At 51.4% G+C, this 17302-nt stretch carries 20 protein-coding genes; 3 read left to right on the top strand and 17 right to left on the bottom strand.

Going from position 1 to position 17302, the window contains the following annotated elements; translation table 11 throughout:
• Positions 1-239: 239 nt before the first annotated feature.
• From rnc to KB559_RS08615, 10 genes are all read right to left on the bottom strand, one after another.
• Entirely contained in the window at positions 240-947 is a 708-nt protein-coding gene (gene rnc / locus KB559_RS08660; RefSeq protein ID WP_211021318.1) for a ribonuclease III, read from the bottom strand.
• A 12-nt stretch (positions 948-959) separates the two neighbouring features.
• The gene (gene fabF, locus KB559_RS08655; RefSeq protein WP_211021317.1) at positions 960-2198 is read right to left on the bottom strand and encodes a beta-ketoacyl-ACP synthase II; all 1239 of its coding nucleotides are present in this window, start codon (positions 2196-2198) and stop codon (positions 960-962) included.
• 146 nt (positions 2199-2344) lie between these two features.
• Positions 2345-2578, bottom strand: a complete 234-nt coding sequence (acpP, locus tag KB559_RS08650; protein WP_018750834.1) for an acyl carrier protein — start codon at positions 2576-2578, stop codon at positions 2345-2347.
• Between the two features lie 66 nt (positions 2579-2644).
• Complete coding sequence (gene fabG / locus KB559_RS08645) at positions 2645-3394, bottom strand: 3-oxoacyl-[acyl-carrier-protein] reductase (RefSeq protein WP_211021518.1); 750 nt, start codon at positions 3392-3394, stop codon at positions 2645-2647.
• An 83-nt stretch (positions 3395-3477) separates the two neighbouring features.
• Positions 3478-4422, bottom strand: coding sequence for an ACP S-malonyltransferase (gene fabD, locus KB559_RS08640; RefSeq protein ID WP_211021316.1), 945 nt, complete (start codon positions 4420-4422; stop codon positions 3478-3480).
• Positions 4423-4469: 47 nt separating this feature from the next.
• Positions 4470-5456, bottom strand: a complete 987-nt coding sequence (locus KB559_RS08635) for a beta-ketoacyl-ACP synthase III (RefSeq protein ID WP_211021315.1) — start codon at positions 5454-5456, stop codon at positions 4470-4472.
• A complete protein-coding gene (plsX, locus tag KB559_RS08630) occupies positions 5453-6454 on the bottom strand; it encodes a phosphate acyltransferase PlsX (RefSeq protein ID WP_211021314.1) in 1002 nt (333 codons plus the stop codon). Before plsX ends, KB559_RS08635 begins: the two co-directional genes overlap by 4 nt.
• Positions 6455-6456: 2 nt before the next feature.
• Positions 6457-7041 carry a transcription factor FapR gene (fapR, locus tag KB559_RS08625; protein WP_211021313.1) on the bottom strand — a complete coding sequence of 195 codons (585 nt, stop codon included), beginning with the start codon at positions 7039-7041 and terminating at the stop codon, positions 6457-6459.
• Between the two features lie 423 nt (positions 7042-7464).
• Positions 7465-7638 carry a 50S ribosomal protein L32 gene (rpmF, locus tag KB559_RS08620; protein ID WP_211021312.1) on the bottom strand — a complete coding sequence of 58 codons (174 nt, stop codon included), beginning with the start codon at positions 7636-7638 and terminating at the stop codon, positions 7465-7467.
• Positions 7639-7694: 56 nt separating this feature from the next.
• The gene (locus KB559_RS08615) at positions 7695-8210 is read right to left on the bottom strand and encodes a YceD family protein (RefSeq protein WP_211021311.1); all 516 of its coding nucleotides are present in this window, start codon (positions 8208-8210) and stop codon (positions 7695-7697) included.
• A gap of 248 nt (positions 8211-8458) precedes the next feature.
• On the opposite strand from KB559_RS08615, the gene KB559_RS08610 reads away from it, so the two are divergent.
• Positions 8459-9694 carry a nucleotidyltransferase gene (locus KB559_RS08610; protein WP_211021310.1) on the top strand — a complete coding sequence of 412 codons (1236 nt, stop codon included), beginning with the start codon at positions 8459-8461 and terminating at the stop codon, positions 9692-9694.
• Between the two features lie 12 nt (positions 9695-9706).
• On the opposite strand, the gene KB559_RS08605 is transcribed toward KB559_RS08610, so the two are convergent.
• On the bottom strand, positions 9707-10732 hold the full coding sequence (locus KB559_RS08605) for a SepM family pheromone-processing serine protease (RefSeq protein ID WP_211021309.1): 1026 nt from the start codon (positions 10730-10732) through the stop codon (positions 9707-9709).
• Between the two features lie 134 nt (positions 10733-10866).
• Here KB559_RS08605 and KB559_RS08600 point away from each other — a divergent pair, with 134 nt between their 5' ends.
• Positions 10867-12099, top strand: coding sequence for a nucleoside recognition domain-containing protein (locus KB559_RS08600; protein WP_481856438.1), 1233 nt, complete (start codon positions 10867-10869; stop codon positions 12097-12099).
• Between the two features lie 13 nt (positions 12100-12112).
• On the opposite strand, the gene coaD is transcribed toward KB559_RS08600, so the two are convergent.
• From coaD to gpmA, 6 genes are all read right to left on the bottom strand, one after another.
• Positions 12113-12613, bottom strand: coding sequence for a pantetheine-phosphate adenylyltransferase (coaD, locus tag KB559_RS08595; RefSeq protein WP_211021307.1), 501 nt, complete (start codon positions 12611-12613; stop codon positions 12113-12115).
• A gap of 1 nt (position 12614) precedes the next feature.
• A complete protein-coding gene (rsmD, locus tag KB559_RS08590; RefSeq protein ID WP_211021306.1) occupies positions 12615-13208 on the bottom strand; it encodes a 16S rRNA (guanine(966)-N(2))-methyltransferase RsmD in 594 nt (197 codons plus the stop codon).
• A 21-nt stretch (positions 13209-13229) separates the two neighbouring features.
• On the bottom strand, positions 13230-13424 hold the full coding sequence (locus KB559_RS08585) for a single-stranded DNA-binding protein (protein WP_211021535.1): 195 nt from the start codon (positions 13422-13424) through the stop codon (positions 13230-13232).
• Between the two features lie 916 nt (positions 13425-14340).
• On the bottom strand, positions 14341-14736 hold the full coding sequence (locus KB559_RS08575; protein ID WP_211021304.1) for a hypothetical protein: 396 nt from the start codon (positions 14734-14736) through the stop codon (positions 14341-14343).
• A gap of 249 nt (positions 14737-14985) precedes the next feature.
• Positions 14986-15699 (bottom strand): glycoside hydrolase family 73 protein, encoded by a 714-nt coding sequence (locus KB559_RS08570; RefSeq protein ID WP_211021303.1) that lies wholly within the window; start codon positions 15697-15699, stop codon positions 14986-14988.
• 69 nt (positions 15700-15768) lie between these two features.
• Positions 15769-16518 carry a 2,3-diphosphoglycerate-dependent phosphoglycerate mutase gene (gene gpmA, locus KB559_RS08565; RefSeq protein WP_211021302.1) on the bottom strand — a complete coding sequence of 250 codons (750 nt, stop codon included), beginning with the start codon at positions 16516-16518 and terminating at the stop codon, positions 15769-15771.
• A gap of 170 nt (positions 16519-16688) precedes the next feature.
• Here gpmA and KB559_RS08560 point away from each other — a divergent pair, with 170 nt between their 5' ends.
• Positions 16689-17138 (top strand): hypothetical protein, encoded by a 450-nt coding sequence (locus tag KB559_RS08560; RefSeq protein WP_211021301.1) that lies wholly within the window; start codon positions 16689-16691, stop codon positions 17136-17138.
• Positions 17139-17302 lie beyond the last annotated feature (164 nt).

Raw genomic sequence — 17302 nt, 5'->3', positions numbered from 1 at the left:
CCTCTAAAAACTATTGTATCATACCCGCGGCCCCGTAGGACAGGCGAAGAAAACAGATTCCGCAGCAGGATTTAGCCCGAATTTTAGTTAAACGATTCCCCCGGACTGCCATATAAATTTACTTGTAACCGGAACTCGTGCTGAATGTAACAAAAAACAGCCTTACCCGGCCAAAAAGACCGACTAAGGCTGCATTTCCTAATCTATGCCTGGCATCATACGAAGCGCCACCCGTCCGGTTAGGAAGGATTCTGCTCGCTTTGCTTAAGCCGTTCCAATGCAACGGCCGCCGCCTGCTGCTCGGCCTCTTTCTTCGATCTGCCGGTTCCCCGGCCCAGGCCGCGTCCTTCCATGAATACCTCGGACACGAATTCCCGTTCATGCGCAGGTCCGCGTTCCTCGACGATCCGATACTCAAGTACGCCCATATTATGATGTTGGGTCAGCTCCTGTAGCTCCGTCTTGTAATCCGTCGTCTGCAACTTGCCGTCCAGCATAATTTGGGAGAATACGTGACTATGAAGGAATGTCGTTACCGCCTCCAGGCCTTGGTCAAGATAGAGCGCACCGACAAAGGATTCAAACACATCCGCCAGCAGAGCCGGACGAGTTCTTCCTCCAGTCAGCTCTTCTCCTTTGCCAAGAAGAACGTATTTGCCGAATTCCAGACTCTCCGCGAATTTGACCAGGGAAGGCTCGCAAACGATCGCTGCACGCAGCTTGGTGAGCTCGCCTTCAGGCCGATCCGGGAAAATCCGGTATAAATGTTCCGATACCGTCAGTTCAAGAACCGCATCTCCAAGAAACTCCAGCCGTTCATTGTCCTCATGCTGGCTAAACCGATGCTCGTTCACATAGGACGCATGGGTGAAGGCCTGTTTCAAGAGCTGCTTATTTTGGAATGCCAGTTGAAGTTTTTGTTGTAACTGCTTAAGATCTCCACTCAACAGACTGTCCCCTTATGCTTCGAATTTCTTCAGAATAATCGTGGCATTATGCCCGCCAAATCCGAAGGAGTTAGACATGGTCACCCGTACATCCGCTTTTCTGGCTACGTTCGGAACATAGTCCAAATCACATTCCGGGTCCGGATTCTCCAGGTTGATCGTCGGAGCGATGACACCGTTTTGCAGCGTCAGACCGCAGATGACGGCTTCTACGCCGCCGGCAGCACCGAGCAAGTGACCTGTCATCGATTTGGTTGAACTAATCGCGACCTTGGATGCATGTTCGCCTAAAGCACGCTTGATGGCGATCGTTTCCGATTTGTCACCGACCGGGGTGGATGTTCCATGCGCATTGATGTAATCCACCTCGCTAGGATCGATGCCCGCATCGCGGATCGCCATCTTCATGCAGCGCTCCGGCCCGTTCGGATCCGGCTCTGTCATATGATGTGCGTCACCGCTGAGACCGTAACCGATGACCTCGGCATAGATCTTCGCTCCGCGTTTTTGCGCATGCTCCAGCGATTCGAGGATAAGAATTCCCGATCCCTCGCCCATGACGAATCCGTCCCGTTCTGTATCAAAAGGACGGCTTGCCTTCTCAGGCTCGTCATTGCGGGTGGACATCGCCCGCATCGCACAAAAGCCCGCGAGCCCCGTAGGACGGATCGTTGCTTCCGCGCCGCCGCAAATCATCACATCGGCATCGCCGCGCTGAATCAGCTTATACGAATCACCAATGGAATGAGTTCCGGTCGCGCACGCAGTCACCGCCGTGCTGTTCGGACCTTTGGCTCCGAACAGGATCGATACATGCCCGGAGGCCATGTTTGCGATCATCATAGGGATAAAGAACGGACTTACACGCTTCGGACCTTTTTGCAGCAAAATATTATGCTGATCCTCCCACGTGCCCAGGCCGCCGATGCCCGAGCCGATCATTACGCCGACCCGTTCCGGATCAGCCTGTTCGGCAATATTCAAACCGCTGTCCTTCAGTGCGCTTGTTGCAGCGGCCACCGCAAACTGGACAAACCGGTCCATCTTTCTTGCTTCTTTGCGTTCAATATAATCTTCGGGATTAAAGTCTTTCACCGAAGCGGCAATTTGCGTCGGATATTCGCTGACATCGAAGGACTCGATCAAAGATACGCCGGATTTACCAGACGTAAGATTGCTCCAGAACGTCTCCAGATCATGTCCGAGGGCCGTTACTGCACCCATGCCGGTTACTACCACTCTATGTTTCAAACACACTCACCTCGTATAGACTTCATGTGTAATATCAAATTCCATATACCATCCAAAAACAACCGGCGGTCAAAGAAATTTCCCTCTTAAGATGAGGAGAAGTCCCGCCTGCTTGATAAGGAGGTACGGGACTTTTAAAGATGACTTTAGGTATGAGATTGTATGTAGTTTACAACTTCACCTACGGTCGTGATCTTCTCTGCATCTTCGTCTGAAATTTCCAGGTCGAATTCATCTTCGAGTTCCATAACTAGTTCAACAACATCGAGCGAATCAGCACCCAAATCATCTTTGAAAGACGCTTCAAGCGTCACTTCGGCTTCATCTGCACCAAGGCGATCCACCACAATGCGTTTTACGCGATCCAATACATCGGACATCCGGTTCACCTCCTCCATGGTATTATACGAGAATTGAGAATAAAATGCCAGAAGCGAGATTGCAAATTACATATACATCCCGCCGTCTACGTGAAGCGTCTGCCCCGTCATATATGACGCGCCGTCCGAGGCCAGGAAAACAGTGACCTTGGCGATCTCTTCAGGCTGGCCGAGCCGGGCAAGCGGGATGCTTCCCAGCATTCCCTGACGCAGCTCCTCGGAGAGCTGCTCCGTCATATCCGTCTCAATAAAGCCCGGAGCAATGCAGTTCACGGTAATTCCCCGCGAAGCAAGCTCGCGCGCCGACGATTTCGTCAAGCCGATTACTCCGGCTTTGGCAGCGACATAATTGGCTTGACCGGCATTGCCCAAGACACCCACGACGGAGGAAATGTTGATAATCCGCCCCGAGCGCTGTTTCATCATCGGACGAGTCACGGCTTTGATACCGTTAAACACACCTTTCAGATTCGTTTCGATCACAGCGTCAAACTCTTCTTCTTTCATTCGCATAATCAAATTATCTCTTGTAATGCCGGCGTTGTTTACCAAAATATCAAGCCGCCCCCACGCTTCGAGAACGCCTTTGACCATACCTTCAAACTCCTCGCTGTTGCCTACATGGGCTTTGACGGCGTAGGCCTTCACGCCAAGCGCCTCGATCTCGGAAACAACGGAGTCAGCCGCCGCTGCATTCCCGGCATAGTTCACAACTACATTCGCTCCTGCCTCGGCAAGCGCCAGAGCGATGCTTCTGCCGATGCCGCGCGATGCGCCGGTGACCAGGGCATTCTGCCCTTCCAGGATTTTTGCCATCATTCATTCATCTCCTTTCCAAGAGCTTACGGAGGTACCTTAAACTATAAAATACCAGAAAAGGATCGGCTTGTCAGTGGGTTTCAAACCGTATCTCGCAAAGCTTCCGCTGTTTGCTCCACACTTTCCAAGCTGCTCACATTAAAGGTACGGACGCTTTTGTCGATTTTCCGGATCAAACCGGTCAGCACGCTTCCCGGCCCGAATTCAATGAACGTATCGACACCCTGGGCGATTAACCAGGAAACACTGTCCTCCCACAATACGGGGCTGTATACCTGCCGGATGAGAAGCTCCGGGATTTCTCCAGCACTCTGAGCGGGCCGTGCCGTCACATTCGCAACGACAGGGACAGAAGCATCGCGAATCGTAACATCCGCCAGCTTCTCACTTAAGCGTTCGGCCGCCGAAGTCATCAAGGAAGAATGAAACGGTCCGCTGACTTCCAGCGGGATTGCCCGCTTAGCTCCGATCTCTTTCACTCGCTCCACAACTTGGGACACGCCCTCTTTGCTTCCGGAGACCACGATTTGCCCGGGGCAATTGATGTTTGCCAGTTCCACGACGTTACCGCCGCTCGTAATGTCCGCGCATAATCCGGCCAGAGCTTCCCGCTCGCCGCCCAGCACGGCCGCCATAGCTCCCTGCCCGCCGGGCACGGCCTGCTCCATGAACTCACCGCGGGCGCGCACCGTCGCTACGGCATCCTCAAACGACAAAGCTCCCGCAGCCGTCAGGGCGCTGTATTCGCCCAGGCTGTGGCCCGCCATATAGTCGGGTTTGAAGCCTTTGCTCGCAAATGCCTCGTATAAAGCGACACTCGTAGTCAGCAGCGCAGGCTGCGTATTTGCCGTTTGCTTCAAATCCCCTTCCGGGCCTTCGAAGATCAATCGTGTCAGCGGGAATCCGAGCACGGAATCGGCCTGATCAAACATACGCCGAGTCTCCGGCGCGCTGTCATACATATCTTTGCCCATTCCTACGCTTTGGGAACCCTGACCCGGAAAAACATAAGCTATTTTCCCCATACTAGTCTATGCACTCCTTGTCACGCTATTATCAAAACCAGATTTGATTACCAGACAAGCACGGATGCTCCCCAGGTTAATCCGCCGCCGAAGCCTACCAGAAGAACGGTATCGCCTTCCTTGATCCGGCCTTCCTCAGCCGCTTCGACGAGCGCTAACGGGATAGAAGCCGCTGACGTATTCGCGTATTTATCCACATTGATTACGCACTTCTCCTCGGGCAAATCAAGCCGCTGCATCGCGGATTGGATAATCCGGATATTGGCCTGATGCGGTACGAAAAGGTCGATATCTTCCTTGGTCTTCCCTGCTTTGCGCAGCACTTCCTCGGTAGCCGTGCCCATCACGCGAACAGCGAATTTAAACACTTCCCGGCCGTTCATATAAATGAAATGCTTGCCGCCTTGCACGGTCTCTTGCGAGGCCGGTAACCGCGAACCGCCGCCTTCCAATTTCAAAAGCGGGCCGCCTGCGCCTTCCGCGCCAAGGTCAAATGAGAGGAAACCCCGGCCTTGCGGTACTTCGCCAAGAACGACCGCTCCGGCTCCGTCACCAAACAGGACACAGGTGTTCCGGTCGGTATAATCCGTAATGCGGGACAAAGTATCGGCCCCGATAATGAGTGCGTTATTGTACATTCCGGTTTGTAAAAATCCGTTAGCCGTCGCCATACTGTAAACGAAGCCCGAGCAAGCGGCCGATAAATCGAATGCAGCTGCCTTCTTGGCGCCGAGTTTATCCTGCAGAATGCAGGCTGTCGAAGGAAACGTCATGTCCGGCGTTACCGTCGCGACGATAATCAACTCCAGATCTTCCGCCGCCATACCCGCAGATTCAAGCGCCCGTACGGCCGCCTCATACGCCAGATCGGAGGTTGCCTGTTCCGGCGCCGCGATATGACGCTCGCGGATACCTGTCCGCGAGACGATCCATTCGTCGTTCGTCTCCACCATTTTTTCCAAATCCGCGTTGGTCAACACCTTTTCAGGTACATATTTCCCGAATCCGACTATACCTATCGAACGTAAACTCATGATTCCGCCCCCTGTTTCCCGCTGATTTCCTCTGATATGCTCTCCGTCAACCGGCTTTGAACCGCGGTTCGCGCTTGGCGAATCGCGTTCTTGATCGCTTCTCCGTCCGACGAGCCGTGTCCTTTGACAACCAAACCGCTAAGTCCAAGCAACGGTGCGCCGCCATGCTCCTTGTAATCAAGCGTCTGCTTGAGGCTCCGCATCGATGGCATGAGCACGGCCGCGGCCAATTTGTTCTTGAGCGATTTCGTGAATTCCGTCTTAAGCAGCGAGAACATGGCCCCAGCAGTGCCCTCCAGCGTCTTCAGCAGAATGTTGCCGGCAAAACCGTCGCATACCAGAACATCACAGGCTCCGGTCAACACATCACGGGCTTCCACATTGCCTACAAACTCGATCGGCAGCTCTTCCAGCAGCGGATAAGCCGCTTTGGTCAGTTCGTTACCCTTCTTGGCCTCGGTACCGACATTAAGCAGTCCGATCCGGGGTTTGGCAATACCGTGCACCTTTTGCCGGTAAACACTTCCCATCAGAGCGTACTGGGCCAAATGTTCGGGCTTCGCGTCCATGTTCGCTCCCAAATCCAGTGCGAGAACGCCGCGCCCGTCGAGCGTCGGAATCATCGGCGCCAGTGCAGGCCGTTCAATACCTTCCATCCTCCCTACGACGAGCAAGCCCGTCGTCATCAGGGCGCCCGTATTACCGGCCGAAATCATCGCATCCGCTTGGCCCTCGCGCACCATGCGGCCGGCGACGACCATCGAGGCGTCCTTCTTGCGGCGAACCGCTTTTACCGGCTCATCCTCCGCGTCGATCACCTCTTCGGCAGAGTGGATCGTAAGATTGGACGGCGCATTTATCAACAACGGTTCCAGGTCGCTCTTGCGGCCGACAAGAACGATGTCGATATCGCTCCATTCCTTGGCTGCCGCCAAAGCGCCCTCAACCGTACTTTTCGGCGCATGGTCTCCCCCCATCGCGTCAATCGCGATTCGCATGCCTAATTTCCTCCTTCATGAATGGGATTGTCATCGCCTGTTGAACGGTAGATGACGAAGTTCCCCTGGAATACCATTTCTTCACCGACATAGGTGAAGACTTCGACCTTAGCTTTGCCCTTATTCCCGGACATCGGGCGGACATAAGCTTTGGCGATGCATTTTTCCCCTAAATGAACCGACCTGATAAAACGGATATCCGCAGAAAAGGTCAATGCGATCTCATCGTTGATGACCGCGACGGCCAGGGAATTGGCCTGGGCAAATACATGGTGCCCCCGGGCGATGCCTGTCCGCGAAAATACATGCTCCTCACGGATTTCAAAAATAGAGATCCCGCTCTTATCCAACTGCAGATCGACGATATCCCCGATTACCTCGTGCAACGGCAGGGAACGAACCTGATCATAGGAACGTTCAGCCATCAGCTTCATTCGTTCGCGCAGCTCCGGGATACCTAGCTCCAACCGGTCCAGGCGAATCGTCTGGATGCTGACTTTAAGCTGCCGGGTCAGCTCCTGGTCCGTAACAAACGGATTTTCTTCTATAAGCTTCATAAGCTGTTGCTGCCTGGCCCTTTTCGGCAAGCGTTCGATGGATATCCCCCCCTTTTAAAGAACAGGATGAAACATTTATATATTTATATGTTTATTTTAAGAGGTAATTCAAATAGTCATCTTTCCATGACGAAGCATATCATGAAGCTGGTTCGACGTCGAATCTTGAACTCAGCTGGGCCTTCCGTTGCTCACGTACCCCATGTACGCTCCGCTACTCAGTCCCTAGCTTCGTTCAACCTTCTTGGTCCTGATAACCTGACTTTTTGAACACGCACTTTAAACCTTGATTTTAGAACCTGGTACTAAGGAAAAGTATAAAACATCTCCCTAAAAAAAGAAAGGGGCAATGCCTATCTCCCTATTTTGAGAGTCTCGTAAGGCCGTTTCGGCAAAAAAAATAGCATCTCACCGAAATGAGATACTATTTGGTCTCTTGAGGATTATCAACTATTATTGATTGATAATTTCTCTCGATTTGTATGTTCCGCATACTTTGCATACGTGGTGAGCAAGCTTCATTTCTCCGCATTGTTCACATTTTACCATGCCCGGCACAGCCAATTTGAAATGCGTGCGGCGTTTGTCGCGGCGCGTTTTGGACGTTCTCCGTTGAGGTACTGCCATGGTTCCCACCTCCTTATTCAAGTCAACCCGGGTTCCGGTTTGTTTAACACATTAATTTACTCTTTGAAAAAATCGCTGAGCGAGGCCAGACGTGGATCAATCCGTTCCGTATTGCAGCCGCAATCCCGCTCGTTCCGATCGGTTCCGCAGTTGGGACAAAGTCCCTTGCAGTCTTCCTTGCATAAAGCTGCAAACGGCAGATTCAGAAGAAAAGATTCCTCGATGTATGGCACCAGATCGACTTGATCTTCGGCCACCACCTGAATATCTTCATCTTCACCCTGCGATTCTGCCTCGGGATGATCGCTTTGCTTGAAGCTTTCTTCAAATTTGATATCGACTTTGTGAGTCAAGGGCTTCAGACAACGGGAACAGGACATGTCCAACTCCCCGGTTAGCTTCCCGGATACGTTCACTATACCGCCCATAGCAGACACCGCCTGCAAATCGGCCTTAAGTGGTCCGGCTCCGGTAATATCCTTGCGTCCCTTGATAACACGGCTCACATCAAGCTCCTGATGGATCTCCAACGGTTTCTCGGATGAAGCCAACTGACGAAAATGAAAAATCATGAATATCACTCCAAACAAACAAAAATTATTATACCGATTTTAAGTAAGTTTTGTCAACCGTCCAGCGGCATTTCCTGTTATATCGCGGTCATTTCGGCCAATTCGTCTTCTTATGGTATATTACTATTTAAACAGAAAAGTAAATTCAATTAAAATACGTGTTCAAAAAGTCGGTTAAAGATCCTGAAATGCTTCGTGATCAAAAGATGACTTTTTGAACAACCTCCAAAAGTAAAAGGTGTGGAACCATGAATACCGTCGGACTAATCGTTGAATATAACCCGCTTCACAACGGACATGCCTTCCATTTTGCGGAGGCCAAGCGGCTGGCCGGAGCCGATGCGGTCGTCGCCGTCATGAGCGGCGACTTTCTGCAACGCGGCGAGCCCGCTATCGTGAACAAGTGGGCGAGAACCGAGATGGCGCTGCATTTGGGCGCCGATCTCGTCCTTGAGTTGCCGGTGGCTTACGCGGTGCAGCCGGCCGAATGGTTTGCGTACGGCGCTGTCGCCCTGCTTGAGGCGACGGGCGTCGTGACGCATCTTTGCTTCGGCAGCGAAGCCGGGGCGCTCGAGGCGCTGCTGCCGCTCAGCCGGCAGCTGGCGGACGAGAGCGCCGCCCTTAAGGCGGCGGTGGCCGAGGAGCTCGCCACGGGGGCGAGCTACCCCGCCGCCTACGCCGCAGCCGCCGCGCGCACCTGCGCCGGCGACGGCGGCGATGCCGCCGCAGCGCGAGCGCTTCTGATGCAGCCCAACAACAGTTTGGGGCTGCACTACCTGATCGCGCTGCGGCGGCTGCAGAGCGGCATCGCGCCGCTCACGGTGCGGCGGCGGGCCGCAGGCTACCACGACGCGGCGCCGACGGACGCCGCGATCGCGAGCGCTACCGCCGTGCGGACGCTGCTGGCCGAGGGCGGGCTGGAAGCCGCCGCCCCCTACCTGCCGCAGTTCACGGCGGATATCCTGGCCCGCGAATTTGCCGCTGGCCGCGGGCCCGTCACATGGAACAGCTTCGAACGACAGCTGTTCCACCGGCTGCTCCTCTGCACGCCCGAGGAACTCGCCGATCACCACGAAATGAACGAAGGGCTACAATTCCGGATCAAAAAACTGCTCCCGGGACTGGAAAGCCCATCGGTAACCGAGCTGCTGAAGCAGCTCAAAACCAAACGATACACCCATACCAAGCTGCAGCGCACCCTGCTGCATGTCCTGCTCCAGCACCACCGGTCAGCCTTAACTCCGGAAGCTTTGAGCGGTGGTCCCGGTTACTTGCGTGTGCTCGGGTTTAGCGACAAAGGACAGGAGCTGCTGAAGCGGATGAAGACCACTTCCTCCCTTCCTGTTGTCACCCGGGCCGCCGGGCTGGACGATCCTCAGCTGGAGCTTGACCTGCGGGCTTCCGCGGCTTACGCTTCCGCCATGCCGAAACGCGAGATGTCCGATCTATTTCGGGATTACCGACAACCACCAATCCGCCTTTAAGAAGTCTAAGAATCAGCCTTTGGCAGGAAGCTCCTCCAGGTACTTAAGCGCATCGTCGACCTGCTTGACCGGAACGAGCTTCATTCCGCTCTTGATCTCATCTGCTTTTGCCTTGGCCTCTTTATAATTGTCCTCCGGCACAAAAAATATATCCGCATGCTGCCGCTCCGAGGCGACAATTTTAAATTGTACGCCTCCGATCGGTCCGACGCTACCATCTTCCGACATCGTGCCGGTTCCGGCAACCCGGTAGCCCTTACTGAGATCTCCCGGGGTAAGCTGGTTATAGATTTCAAGAGTAAACATCAGGCCCGCCGACGGTCCGCCAATCCGGGTATCTTCAAAATGAACCTCCTTGTCCGGATCGCTCGGCTGTACCTTCCGCACTTCGCCCACGCTGACCCCAAGGCCAGCTTTAGGCTCTCCATTTTCCTCTCCGATTTTCACAAGTTCAACCTGCTGATCGATCTTTTTGCCACCGCGTTCCAGTTCCAAAGGTACCTTATCTCCGCTGGTTTTCTCTTTCAAAGCCGCAGCCAAACCTTCAAAGTTCCCGATTTGCTCTCCGTTTAGCTTCTTAATAATATCTCCCGGATGAAAATCACCTTTGGGCGTAACCGTTTTGGAAAAGCCGACAACGAATACATACTCGGGCACCACTGCATAATCGATCTTGGCCTGCTTATATGCCGCCATGATGGAATTGGACTGCGAGCTGCTCATATAGTACCGCTGCTGAGTCTCATACTCCTCGTCATTCCGGTCGGGCTCCTTGCGAATAATTTCCGCATGCCGCTTGAATTGAGTCGTAATGAGCATTGCGAGGTTCGCATAACTCTCCGAAACAGTCGTCAGCATGAACGCACCCTTTTCCTCTTGATCTCCGCCCGCCACGCTGACCATGGGCTTGATCTCATCCGCCGATCCCGGCTGATGAATCATATAGGGCGTCGGCATATACACAACGACATAGACCAATATAGCCAGCGAGATGAAATACAGCCCCGCCTTGATGACTGCAGATCTGGATTTACGCATCCTTAATTCCCCCCTTATGTCAAGAAGCCCATACTCCGAAGTGCCGCAAAACGCACTGGAAGTCTGATATCTTCATTAAGGCATGTACTCCTTGCCCTTCGCATATCTTGTACTATTCATTATTTTCGAAGAAGGTGAAGCCTTTGCATAGCGAGCGCCATGCCGGCGGCAGTCTCCCGTCGACACTCCTGTTCGGACTATCCGCCATCCTGCTCGTGATTTGTATAGTCTACGCACCGGGCGAAGCCTTTCATGCTTCCGGTCAAGGTTTATCGATCTGGTGGAGAGTCGTTTTCCCGGCCCTGCTGCCCTTTCTGGTACTAACCGAAATATTGCTGGCGAGCGGTTTCGCCCACGGCCTTGGCGTACTGCTGGAGCCGTTGACGCGAAGAGGGCTCGGTCTTCCCGGTTCCTATGCCTGGGTGCTGCCGCTTGGGCTGACTGCCGGATTTCCGGCCGCCGCCTCCGCGTCGGCAAGCTTGTATAAACAAGGCAAAATAACCGCCCTTGAGGCGGAAAGAATGGCCAGCACCGCGCACTTTGGCAGTCCGATGCTGCTCGTCGTGGTCATCGGGACCGGGTATATGAGCCGGCCCGAATTAGGCCTTTTTTTGCTGGCCGTTCATTGGTTGTCCGGAATTGCAGCCGGAGTTACGCTCCATTTATTATCCTCGGGGACTCGTTCTCTGCGGAAAACGGGGTCAGTTGCACCTAAAGCCAGCCCCAAACCAACGGTCTCCCGCTTCCGGCTTGCGGCCGTTCAAATGGAGGACGCCCGCATAGCCGATGGCCGGAGCTTCGGGAAATTGCTGGGCGATGCCGTCAGTGCAGGGGTGCAGACACTAATGACCGTCGGCGGTTATATGATTATTTTTGCCGTCGTGATCCATGTGCTTCTTTCCGCTCTTCCCGACATTATACCGGCCTATTCCGTAGCGGGAGCGCTGGAGATCCACCTTGGCACCCATGCGGTTGCTGAAACGGCGATGCCTCCTGCAATCGTCAGCGCCTTGCTCGGCGCCTTTCTGGGCTGGAGCGGTATTTGTGCGTATCTTCAGGTTAGAGCCGTGCTTAAGCCAGTAGGACTAGGAAGCGCCCTTTTTCTGGTCAACCGCTTGATTCACGGAGCTTATGCCTATGTATTAACGCTTTTGCTGTGGCGCCCACTTACACGGTTGCTGCCGGGGACTCTTCCCGCTAACGCGGAAACCGGTTATGCCGTCATTAGGTCAGGCGAGGGAATGGGCTTTCCTATACCGGAATGGAAACAGATCGCCGGACTCATACAAATGCAATTCTCATTATTTTTTCTGCTGATTACCGGAATTCTGATTCTCTCCCTGATCACCAGAAAACGGTCAAGTTAAAGGTTCAAGAACCCTACTTAACGAACTTGGCTTTCAGCGCTTTTTCCACTTCTGCCGGAACAAGATCCCCGACATCCCCGTGAAAGCTGGCAATCTCTTTGACCACGCTGGAGCTAAGGTAAGAATATTTCGGGTTGGTCATCATAAATATGGTTTCGACTTCGCTGTTCAGCTTATGATTGGTCGAGGCGAGCTGAAGCTCATATTCAAAATCCGTTACGGACCGGATCCCTCTCACGATGACATGCGCCTGCTTGTAATCCATGTAATTCACTAACAAATCGCGAAAGCTGTCAATTTCTACGTTAGGTAAATGCCCGGTCACGGTCGCAAGCAATTCTTTTCTCTCCTCTACGGTAAACAGAGGATTTTTGCTAAGGTTGTTCAGCACCGCCACAATCAGTTTGTCAAACTGGCGGGAAGCGCGCTGAATGATATCCATATGACCTTTGGTCACCGGATCGAAGCTGCCGGGATATACCGCAATGCGCGGCGTTTTGAGCTGGTGTTCCATGTTACTCCTCCTTGCCCGGTTCCTGGACCGGGCTTGATTCTTGTTGTTCATAGTTGTAGACGGAGACGGCCGCTTCACCGTATTTCGCTTTACGGACTTCCTTGAAGGGACCGAAGCTGTCCGGGTATTCAAAGGAAGAATCGTATTCGACCACGATCGTTGCTTCCGGCTTCAGCAACTTCAGGCTATCCATCGTTTCCATCAGCTTGTCCACGTGTTTCAACCGGTACGGCGGGTCGAGAAAGACCAGATCAAACGCCGCTTCCCGCTTAGCCAGTGCTTTCAAAGCTCTTTCGGCGTCATTCTTGTATACCTCGGCTTTATCTTCAAGTCCGGCCGCTTTTAAATTGGAACGGACAACCTCAATACTCTTATATTCCAAGTCGACGAACACAGCCTTGTCCATGCCGCGGCTTAGCGCTTCGATTCCTAAACCACCTGTGCCCGCAAACAAATCAAGCACAGCTCCTCCGTCAAAATACGGACCGATCATACTGAACAAAGCTTCCTTCACTTTATCCGTCGTCGGCCTAGTTCCCATGCCGGGGACCGCTTTCAGCGTTCGCCCCCGGGCGCTGCCCGATATCACTCTCATGCAAGTTACCATCCTTTATGTCTAAATACCTGTCGATATCGTACCATAATCGCGTAAAGATTGAAAAATCGAATCCGAGAAGATTTTGGTTCGCGGATGTATAAACACGCAAGGAACGGACAACACTTGAATTATCGACATCACAAATGTCGTAGACAACCGCGGAGAAGACTTACGTTTCCCCATAAGCTCTTCGTCCGGTTTCTCCTCTCCCATGATGGGCGCCCCGCGAGGGGTGCCCGGACAAAAGCTCTTGTAGCGTGGTATTCTACGAGGGCTTTTGTCCTTTTTTTTGTGCATTGATGACTAAATCCACCAATACTACCTCAAACATATGCGATGATTCTTCACTGAACAATAAAAAAGCCACTCTCGAATGAGTGACTTTGGATCATCTTATTTTTCGATAATTCATAAATAAAACCAGGAATACCATGACTATAATAAACAAAACAATCAATCCTACTATCCAAAGGAAACATCCTAAAACCGGGTGCATTTTTAACCTTGCTCCACAATGTGGACATCTTCTAGCACTTGTAGCAACTATTCCACTACAAACTTTGCACTTAACCAAATTCTTGTTGATCTCGTTCGCCATACGCTGGTCCTTCCATATGTTTTTGTAGTCCCATAGTATCACCCTTTCTGTGTTCTAACTAGCATTGTGTCAGAACTGATTATTAGTGTTGCATTTTACACTACTGGAAAACCCGATTATGGACGTAATGATGGCTTTCGTATAAATAAATAAATCTCCCTTGACATGATCTTACCGCGCTCATTTTTGACCGGGTAACGATGAATTTATCCCAACTGCTCGAGCTCCTTCAATTTGGCCCCGAATGCTGTGCTTAGGCGTTTTTAAAACGAATTCCTACATCTAATCCAATTATTTCCGCCTCTATCAAAAAATAAAACAATAAAATTTTATTTAAAATATTAAAAAAACTGCTTAAAAGCAATTGCATTGGGTAATTATTATTTGGAATAAAGGATACGTCGATAAAACGCAAAAAAACCGCCGGGGTAAGATCGGCGATTTTACGATAAAAGAAGCATTATTCAGTTTTCGTGGAGATGTCCACTTACAGTGCTGATACGTGGTTATTGCTTTGCGATGACTTGCCGCCTAGATTAAAATGGGCTGAGCGATCAGTCCCCGCTGGAGGTCCAATTCTTTCTTTACAGTGTTAAATACGTCCTGCAAAGAAGGGCCCCAAACTAAGTTTTCTTGTTTTACGTAGGTTTTGACCTCGGCACAGCTGCGGTCGTAAGTTTCCAGGTAGCCGCTGCCGACCCTTATGAGATGCTGTCTGGATTGCTTGATCAATGATATATATTCGTGATAAAGTTCCGATTGGATATATTTCGATTCAGCGGAAAGCTCGGACCATGCGAAAGCCCCGCCCTCGACGCATTCTGATGACCCATGGACGTATTCAATGTCGGAATGAACGAGAATAAACAGGCGAAGTCGCTCTTCCAGCGATTTGTAGCGTTCTTTCAAATGCTCCATCGACTCCATTAAACACACTCCTTTCTAAAGCAATCATTGAGCAGAAAGAGAGGGTTTTATTTAACCATCACGATACTCTTTCAACCTTGCAATGATGTTTCTCATAGCTTAAGTATAAGCCTTTTCCAAAATAAAGTATACAAACAATTTACAAAAACGTAACTTTTACATTAAAATATCGTCATTTAGCGTCAAAGACCCTGCTGTTTTTCCAGCAGGGTCTTATTGCGTATTCTATGCTTCGCGGCGCTTCCAGCATCAGCCCGCATTCTTTTTGTCGAACAGTCCGCGGCGGTGCATGATCGTGATTAAACGATAAAAATCAAAGCCCCCCGTCTCCGGATTGTTGATCAACGGTTCCTTTTTGTCGTAATTAACAGCGGCTTGAACAGCCTCCCTGGCCCAGTCCGGCAGCTTTGTGTTTGCCTTTTTTTCCAACTCCTCGATCCGTTCAGCCTGCTTGCGTACGATATCCTGCAAAGCTTCAAACTGCTTCTTCTCCTCCGCAGTCATCGGTTCATCTCCTTCCCGTGTATCGTATTGATAAAGATTGTACTTATCCATCAAAGAGATCAGCTTGGCTACATAGTCAGGATCCGTTGCATACCCTGCCGCCGATACGGCATATGCCGCTTGCCTGCCTGTCCGGTGCAACACCGCGGCGTACCGCTTGTTTTGCAACAGGCGGGTATGATCCTCAACGGATTCCGCCCAGGAATGATACTTCCGGAACGAGGCATTAATTTTGATATATGATCCGTTTCGATACTCCGTCGTCGGCATAACTATGCTGCCGGCAGGACCGTTTCCTTTTATTCCGAATAAATTGTTTGCTTTCTGGGTAAGTCCGCTGGATCCCCAATTCGACTCCAATGCGGCCTGGGCGATGGTCAAGGAAGCCGGCACGCCGCTCCGAAGCCAGTCTCTTATTGCATCGGGAGCTATTCTAGCAATAAATTCTGTGCTGTTCATCTCATCACCTCCCTTTTAATTTATGAAAAAAGAGCAGGATGCGCTTGGACATCCCGCCCTTTAATCCCGCTACTCCATAATTTTGTCGGGATCGGCTGCTTTTTCGATTTTGTGCTCGACTCTTCTTTCGCTGCCAAGATAATATTTTTCCAGAGGCTTCAATTGATCATCCAGCGTATAAACGAGCGGAGTCCCTGTCGGTATGTTAAGGTCGATAATTTCCTCAGCGCTTAAATTGTCCAAGTATTTGATCAAGGCCCTTAAGCTATTCCCATGCGCCGAAATAATCACCTTTTTGCCGGCAAGAATTTGCGGCTTGATTTCCCGTTCCCAGTAATCCTCCACCCGGACAATCGTTTCTTTCAGGCTTTCCGACAAAGGAATAAACTGATCGGGCACATCCTTGTATTTAACATCATTGCGAGGATACCGCTCATCTTCCTTGGTCAGTGCAGGAGGAAGAACATCATAGCTCCTGCGCCATAACAGCACCTGTTCTTCTCCGTATTTCTGCGCCGTCGTCAACTTACTCAAACCTTGGAGGGCCCCATAATGCCGCTCATTCAGCTGCCAAGTTTTGTGGGTAGGAATCCACAGCAGGTTCATCGCATCAAGGACGAAATAGAGCGTCTTAATCGCCCGCTTCAAATAAGAAGTAAAAGCAACGTCGAAGACAAACTTCTCTTCTTTCAGCAGAATACCCGCTTCTTTTGCCTCTTGGACTCCCTTTTCCGACAAATCGACGTCCGTCCAGCCCGTAAACAGGTTGGATTTGTTCCACTCGCTCTCTCCATGTCTGACAAGCACCAGTTTATACATTCTTTGCTCACCTATCCCTTCCAGTGACTTCTTCCCCGGCATTAGACCTGGCGGAGCCGGTAATGGTAATGCTCTCACGCGCTCCGATCATGCATATCCTCGGTTGGGCCGGGCAACCTAATTTGTGGTTTCGCAACTACAAAACAACTTAATCAGGAGGGTTTCATTTCATGTACAATCAAGCTTCTTCGCAACTTCGGGAAATTGAACAGCATATTAAACAACTGGAGCAGCAAACCCGCCAAGCGACCGCAATGTATCAGCAACTTTTGGAACAGGAACAACAAAATGCTGCACAGCTTGAACAGATTGCGGACAAAGAAAGAAGAGCCGCCCACACGATTCAAATGGCTCTGCAAGGCCATCAAACAGCAATGCAGCAATATCAGCATATCGTTCAACTGGCCGGACAAATCGAACAAAATATAAACTCCGTATCGAATAACTATGGCAACCCGGAGTACAGAACTTCCGCAGGCATCGGCCTCCGTCCCCTGGGCGGACAAAGCTTCGGCCAAGGAAACTCCGGTCAAATTGGCGGGTTTTCAACGGGCTCCATGAACTCCGGTACACAATTTATGCAGAATCAACCCGGCGTTCATCTTCGGGGCTACCAATAACCCCTAAAATCCAATACAGTATACGCAGCCGCCTTATTTTTAGGGCGGCTTTCCTGTACTCGGTAAATCATCCTTATAATTAATACCCAAAAAGACCATCAGCTATTATAAACTGCCCAAGTTCTCCATCTGTGGTATAATTGGAAATCATTATGACGGGTGGA

The sequence above is a fragment of the Paenibacillus sp. Marseille-P2973 genome, assembly GCF_018101095.1.
GTDB classification, from domain to species: domain Bacteria; phylum Bacillota; class Bacilli; order Paenibacillales; family Paenibacillaceae; genus Fontibacillus; species Fontibacillus vini.
This window is presented reverse-complemented; position numbering and strand designations above follow the sequence as displayed.

Excerpts from the sequence above, each read along its gene's own strand:
- KB559_RS08585 (WP_211021535.1), bottom strand. The coding sequence starts at position 13,424 with ATGGGAGAGGAGAAACCGGACGAAGAGCTTATGGGGAAACGTAAGTCT.
- KB559_RS08605 (WP_211021309.1), bottom strand. The coding sequence starts at position 10,732 with ATGCGTAAATCCAGATCTGCAGTCATCAAGGCGGGGCTGTATTTCATC.
- rpmF (WP_211021312.1), bottom strand. The coding sequence starts at position 7,638 with ATGGCAGTACCTCAACGGAGAACGTCCAAAACGCGCCGCGACAAACGC.
- rsmD (WP_211021306.1), bottom strand. The coding sequence starts at position 13,208 with ATGAGAGTGATATCGGGCAGCGCCCGGGGGCGAACGCTGAAAGCGGTC.
- plsX (WP_211021314.1), bottom strand. The coding sequence starts at position 6,454 with ATGCGAATCGCGATTGACGCGATGGGGGGAGACCATGCGCCGAAAAGT.
- acpP (WP_018750834.1), bottom strand. The coding sequence starts at position 2,578 with ATGTCCGATGTATTGGATCGCGTAAAACGCATTGTGGTGGATCGCCTT.
- KB559_RS08560 (WP_211021301.1), top strand. The coding sequence starts at position 16,689 with ATGTACAATCAAGCTTCTTCGCAACTTCGGGAAATTGAACAGCATATT.
- fabD (WP_211021316.1), bottom strand. The coding sequence starts at position 4,422 with ATGGGGAAAATAGCTTATGTTTTTCCGGGTCAGGGTTCCCAAAGCGTA.
- KB559_RS08575 (WP_211021304.1), bottom strand. The coding sequence starts at position 14,736 with ATGGAGTCGATGGAGCATTTGAAAGAACGCTACAAATCGCTGGAAGAG.
- fabG (WP_211021518.1), bottom strand. The coding sequence starts at position 3,394 with ATGGCAAAAATCCTGGAAGGGCAGAATGCCCTGGTCACCGGCGCATCG.
- coaD (WP_211021307.1), bottom strand. The coding sequence starts at position 12,613 with ATGGAACACCAGCTCAAAACGCCGCGCATTGCGGTATATCCCGGCAGC.
- KB559_RS08635 (WP_211021315.1), bottom strand. The coding sequence starts at position 5,456 with ATGAGTTTACGTTCGATAGGTATAGTCGGATTCGGGAAATATGTACCT.
- gpmA (WP_211021302.1), bottom strand. The coding sequence starts at position 16,518 with ATGTATAAACTGGTGCTTGTCAGACATGGAGAGAGCGAGTGGAACAAA.
- KB559_RS08615 (WP_211021311.1), bottom strand. The coding sequence starts at position 8,210 with ATGATTTTTCATTTTCGTCAGTTGGCTTCATCCGAGAAACCGTTGGAG.
- KB559_RS08610 (WP_211021310.1), top strand. The coding sequence starts at position 8,459 with ATGAATACCGTCGGACTAATCGTTGAATATAACCCGCTTCACAACGGA.
- KB559_RS08570 (WP_211021303.1), bottom strand. The coding sequence starts at position 15,699 with ATGAACAGCACAGAATTTATTGCTAGAATAGCTCCCGATGCAATAAGA.